This is a genomic window from Actinomadura sp. HBU206391 (assembly GCF_014323665.1).
In the GTDB taxonomy this organism is placed as follows: domain Bacteria; phylum Actinomycetota; class Actinomycetes; order Streptosporangiales; family Streptosporangiaceae; genus Actinomadura_C.
The window spans coordinates 1-5,287 of the sequence record NZ_JABVEB010000329.1; the positions used below are offsets into that span (position 1 = coordinate 1).

Below are 5,287 nucleotides of genomic sequence, written 5' to 3' on the forward strand. Positions count from 1 at the left end.
CAGTCCGCCGGCGCCGACAAGCACCAGGAGGCGGTGCGGTCCCTGCTGGAGCAGGGCCGGGCCTACTACTGCGGGTGCACCCGCGACGAGGTGGTCGCCCGTACCGGCGACACGCACAAGGGCTATGACGGGTTCTGCCGCGACCGCGGCCTCGGGCCCGGTGCGGGCCGCGCCGTGCGGTTCCGCACCCCCGACGAGGGCAAGACCACGGTCGTCGACCTGATCCGCGGCGAGCCGATCTTCGAGAACGCGCTGCTGGAGGATTTCGTCATCGCCCGGGCGGACGGATCGGTGCCGTTCCTGCTCGCTAACGCGGTCGACGACATGGAGCAGGGCATCACCCACGTCGTCCGGGGCGAGGAGCACCTGTCGAACGCGCCCAAGCAGCAGCTGCTGTGGGACGCGCTCGGCGTCGAGCCGCCGATCTGGGCGCATGTCCCGGTGATCGTCAACGAGAAGCGGCAGAAGCTGTCGAAGCGGCGCGACAAGGTGGCCCTGGAGGACTACCAGGCCGAGGGCTACCTGGCCGAGGCGATGCGCAACTACCTCATGCTCCTCGGCTGGGCGCCGTCCGGCGACCGCGAGATCGTTCCGTGGGACGTGATCGAGAGTGAGTTCCGGCTCGAGAACGTCAATGCCTCGCCGGCGTTCTTCGACGTCAAGAAGCTGCGGGCGATCAACGGGGAGTACATCCGGGCACTGCCGATCGACCGGTTCATCGAGGAGTGCGGCCCGTGGTTGCGGAGCGCGCCGTGGGAGTTCGACGCCGCCGTCTTCGCCCAGTTGGCGCCGCTGGCGCAGACCCGGCTGGCCGTGCTGTCGGAGATCACCGATCTGGTCGACTTCGCTTTCCTCGACGAGCCCGTCACCGACGAGGCCTCGTGGGCCAAGGGCATGAAGGGCCCCGCCGCCGAGATCCTCGCCGCCGCCGAAGAGGCCTACCGCGACGCGCCCTGGCAGGCCGAGGAGCTGAAGGACCGGCTGGAGCGGGTCGGTACGGCGCACGGGCTGAAGCTCGGAAAGACCCAGGCCCCGGTGCGGGTCGCGGTCACCGGCCGTACGGTCGGCCTGCCGCTGTTCGAATCGCTGGAGATCATCGGGCGGGACGCGACGCTGGCCCGCATCGCGGCGGCCCGGACCCGTCTCACCGCAGAGGCCTGATCGCCCCGGAAGCCTGACCGCCCGTCCGGACCGGCGCGCTCGAGGCGGTCGGGGCGGTCGGCGCACCGCCGATCAGTCCGTCGACTCCGGGCGGGACATGCGAAGTGGGTCGAACGCCATGCGCAACTCGGCCACCCGGCTGTCCAGCTCGTCGACCACCTGCTCGAGACCCGGCGGCGCGTGCGCGGTCAGCACCGACACCTGCTCCTCCACGGCCGTGAGCCGCGTGGACACGTGGGCCAACGGCTCCACGTGCTCCGATGACGGCATCGCGCCGAGGTCGGGCCGGCTGGTGCGCAGCAGCGTCGCCTGTTCCCGCAGCAGTGCAGCCTGCTCGCGCAACTGCCGGTTCTTGTTGTGCAGTTCGACGAACACCGACACCTTCGCGCGCAGAACCCACGGGTCGAACGGCTTGGCGATGAAGTCCACGGCTCCCGCCGCATAACCGCGGAAGGCGTAGTCGGGGTCGCTGTTGACCGCGGTGAGGAAGATGATCGGGACGTCTCTGGTCTTCTTGCGCCGCTTGATGTCACGGGCCGTCTCGAACCCGTCCATGCTGGGCATGACGACATCCAGCAGGATCACCGCGTACTCGTCGGTGAGCAGTGCCTTGAGGGCCTCCTCCCCGGAGGTGGCCCGCACCAGGTCCTGATCGAGTGAACTCAGGATCGCCTCGAGGGCGATGAGGTTCTCCTCCCTATCGTCCACCAGCAGGATCTTTGCCTTGTCGTCCACACACGACCTCTCTCGTAACCCCGTCCGCGGAGCCGAGCGCCGTCACACGCGCTGCAGCCAGGTCCGCATGACATCGAGCAGATGATCAACATCGACGGGTTTCGGAATGTAGTCCGAGGCCCCTGAGGCGAGGCTCTTCTCCCGGTCTCCTTTCATCACCTTGGCGGTGATGGCGATGATCGGCAGTTCGGAGAACTGCGGCATCTTCCGGATGGCCTCCGTCGTCGCGTAACCGTCGAGCCCGGGCATCATGACGTCCATGAGCACCAGGGCGATGTCGGGGTTGCGCTGAAGCACCTCGATGCCCGCCTCGCCGTCCTCGGCGTACAGCACGTCCAGGCCGTAGCCTTCGAGCACGCTGGTGAGCGCGAAGACGTTGCGCACGTCGTCGTCGACGATGAGCACCCTGCGCTCGGACAACACGGTGTCGAGATGCTCGGCGGGCGCCTCCTTGAACAGGTCGGCGAGCGACTCCGTCGGGCTGGGGCCGCTCTTGACCTCGGCCGGCAGGGACCGGCCGTTCATCTCCCCGTTCTGCGCGGGCCGGTCCCAGACCATGGGGCGGCGCTGACCGTCCTGGTCGGGGTAGTCCGGCGGGAGGAACAGCGTGAAGGCGCTGCCGCGGCCGAGCTCACTCTTGGCATGGATCTCACCGCCCAGCAGCCTGGCGATGTTCCGGCTGATGGACAGGCCGAGCCCGGTGCCGCCGTATCGGCGGCTCGTGGTGCCGTCCGCCTGCTGGAACGCATCGAAGATGACTTGCAGCTTGTCGTCGCTGATGCCGATCCCGGTGTCGATGACCTCGAAGGCGATGACCCCGCTGGCGTCGCGCAGCTCCGGTGAGATGAACTCGGTCCCGTCGGCCGGGCCGATGGTCAGCCTGACCTCACCGCTCGAGGTGAACTTGACGCCGTTCGACAGCAGGTTGCGCAGCACCTGCTGGAGCCGCTGCTCGTCGGTGTAGAGCACCTCGGGCATGGACGCCGCCACCTCGACCTCGAATGCGAGCCCCTTGTCCACCGCCAGCGGGCGGAACGTCGCATCAACGTAGTCCACCAGTTTGCTGAGCGCGAGCCGGTGCGGATGAACCTCCATCTTCCCGGCCTCGACCTTGGACAGGTCCAGGATGTCGTTGATCAGCTGGAGCAGGTCGGTGCCCGAGTCGTAGATCGTCCTGGCGAACTCCACCTGCTTGGAGCTGAGGTTGCCCTCGGTGTTCTCGGACAGCAGTTTGGCGAGCACCAGCAGGCTGTTGAGCGGCGTCCGGAGCTCATGGGACATGTTGGCGAGGAACTCGGACTTGTACCGCGACGACATCGCGAGCTGCTCGGCGCGCTCCTCGAGCGTCCGCCGGGCCTGCTCGATCTGGAAGTTCTGGATCTCGATGGCGCGGTTCTGCTTCGCCATCAGAGCGGCCTTCTCCTCCAGTTCGGCGTTGGACCGGCGCAGCTCGCCCTGCTGGCGCTGCAGCTCGTCGGAACGTTCCTGTAGCTCCTGCGTCAGCCGCTGCGACTCCGAGAGCAGCGACTCGGTGCGGGTGTTGGCGATGATGGCGTTGATCGTGACGCCGATGGTCTCGGTGAACTGGTCGAAGAAGGCCAGGTGCACATCCGTGAAGGGACTGAACGACGCCAGCTCGATCGCACCGAGCACCTCGCCCTCGAACAGGATCGGCAGCACGATCACGTTCGCCGGCGCCGACTTGCCGAGGCCCGAGCCGACCGTGATGTAGCCCTCGGGGGCGTCGGTGAGCAGGATAGTGCGGCGTTCGAGCGCCGCCTGGCCGACCAGGCCCTCGCCGAGGGCGAATCCCACCGAACCGAGCGTGTCCCGATTCAGGCCGTACCCGGCGAGCAGTGTCAGCTCGGTCGTGTCGCCGACGCGGTGGGCGAGGTAGAACGCGCCGTACTGCGCCGAGGCGGTCGGCGTCAGCTCGCTCATGATGAGACCCGCGACCTGCATGGGGTCGCGGTGTCCCTGCATGAGCCCGCCGATCCGGGCCAGGTTGGACTTGAGCCAGTTCTGCTGCTCGTTGGCCCGGGTGGTCTCGCGCAGGTTGGCCACCATCAGGTTGACGTTGTCCTTGAGCTCGGCGACCTCGCCACGGGCCTCCACGGAGATCGCGCGGGTCATGTCGCCGGTGGCGACCGCGCTCGCCACCTCGGCGATCGCGCGGACCTGGGTGGTCAGGTTGGAGGCCAGCTCGTTCACGCTCTGCGTCAGCTGCTTCCAGGTGCCCGACACGCCCTCGACCTCGGCCTGCCCGCCGAGCCGCCCCTCACTGCCGACCTCGCGCGCGACGCGGGTGACCTCGGAGGCGAAGGACGACAGCTGGTCGACCATGGTGTTGATGGTGGTCTTGAGCTCGAGGATCTCGCCGCGCGCGTCGACGTCGATCTTCTTGCTGAGGTCGCCGGTGGCGACGGCGGTGGTCACCTGGGCGATGTTGCGGACCTGGAAGGTGAGGTTGGAGGCCATGCCGTTGACGTTGTCGGTGAGGTCCTTCCAGACCCCGCTCACGCCGTGCACGTTGGCCTGGCCGCCGAGGTTGCCCTCGGTGCCGACCTCGCGGGCGACGCGGGTGACCTCGTCGGCGAACGCCGAGAGCTGGTCGACCATGGTGTTGATGGTGTCCTTCAGGTCGAGCAGCTCGCCCCGGACGTCGACGGTGATCTTCTTGCTGAGGTCTCCCTGGGCCACGGCGGTGCAGACCTGGGCGATGTTGCGCACCTGGTAGGTCAGGTTGCCGGCCATGCCGTTGACGTTGTCGGTGAGGTCCTTCCAGACCCCGCTGACCCCGCGTACCTGGGCCTGGCCGCCGAGCCGCCCCTCGGTGCCGACCTCACGGGCGACGCGGGTGACCTCGTCGGCGAACGCCGAGAGCTGGTCGACCATCGTGTTGACGGTGTCCTTGAGCTCCAGGATCTCGCCCTGGGCGTTGACCGTGATCTTCTTGCTCAGGTCGCCGTGCGCGACCGCCTTGGTCACCTGGGCGATGTTGCGGACCTGGAAGGTGAGGTTGGAGGCCATGCCGTTGACGTTGTCGGTGAGGTCCTTCCAGACCCCGCTGACCCCGCGCACCTGGGCCTTGCCGCCGAGCCGGCCTTCGGTGCCCACCTCGCCCGCGACCCGGGTGACCTCGTCGGCGAACGCCGAGAGCTGGCCCACCATCGTGTTGACGGTCTGCTTCAGCTCCAGGATCTCGCCGCGCGCGTCGACGGTGATCTTCTTGCTGAGGTCTCCCTGGGCCACGGCGGTGCAGACCTGGGCGATGTTGCGCACCTGGGTCGTGAGGTTGCCCGCCATGCCGTTGACGTTGTCGGTGAGGTCCTTCCAGACCCCGCTGACCCCGCGCACGTTTGCCTGGCCGCCGAGGTTGCCCTCGGTGCCG

Annotated in this window: 3 protein-coding genes; 1 reads left to right on the forward strand and 2 read right to left on the reverse strand. The window is 68.2% G+C overall.

Annotated features, from left to right (window positions below):
• On the forward strand, positions 1–1,161 hold a 1,161-nt coding region (locus tag HKK72_RS35550), incomplete at its 5' end, for a glutamate--tRNA ligase (RefSeq protein WP_187238795.1).
• Between the two features lie 72 nt (positions 1,162–1,233).
• Here the strand turns inward: HKK72_RS35550 and HKK72_RS35555 are convergent.
• Positions 1,234–1,896, reverse strand: coding sequence for a two-component system response regulator (locus HKK72_RS35555; protein WP_187238796.1), 663 nt, complete (start codon positions 1,894–1,896; stop codon positions 1,234–1,236).
• 42 nt (positions 1,897–1,938) lie between these two features.
• A partial coding sequence (locus HKK72_RS35560; RefSeq protein WP_187238797.1) for a HAMP domain-containing protein occupies positions 1,939–5,287 on the reverse strand: 3,349 nt, incomplete at its 5' end.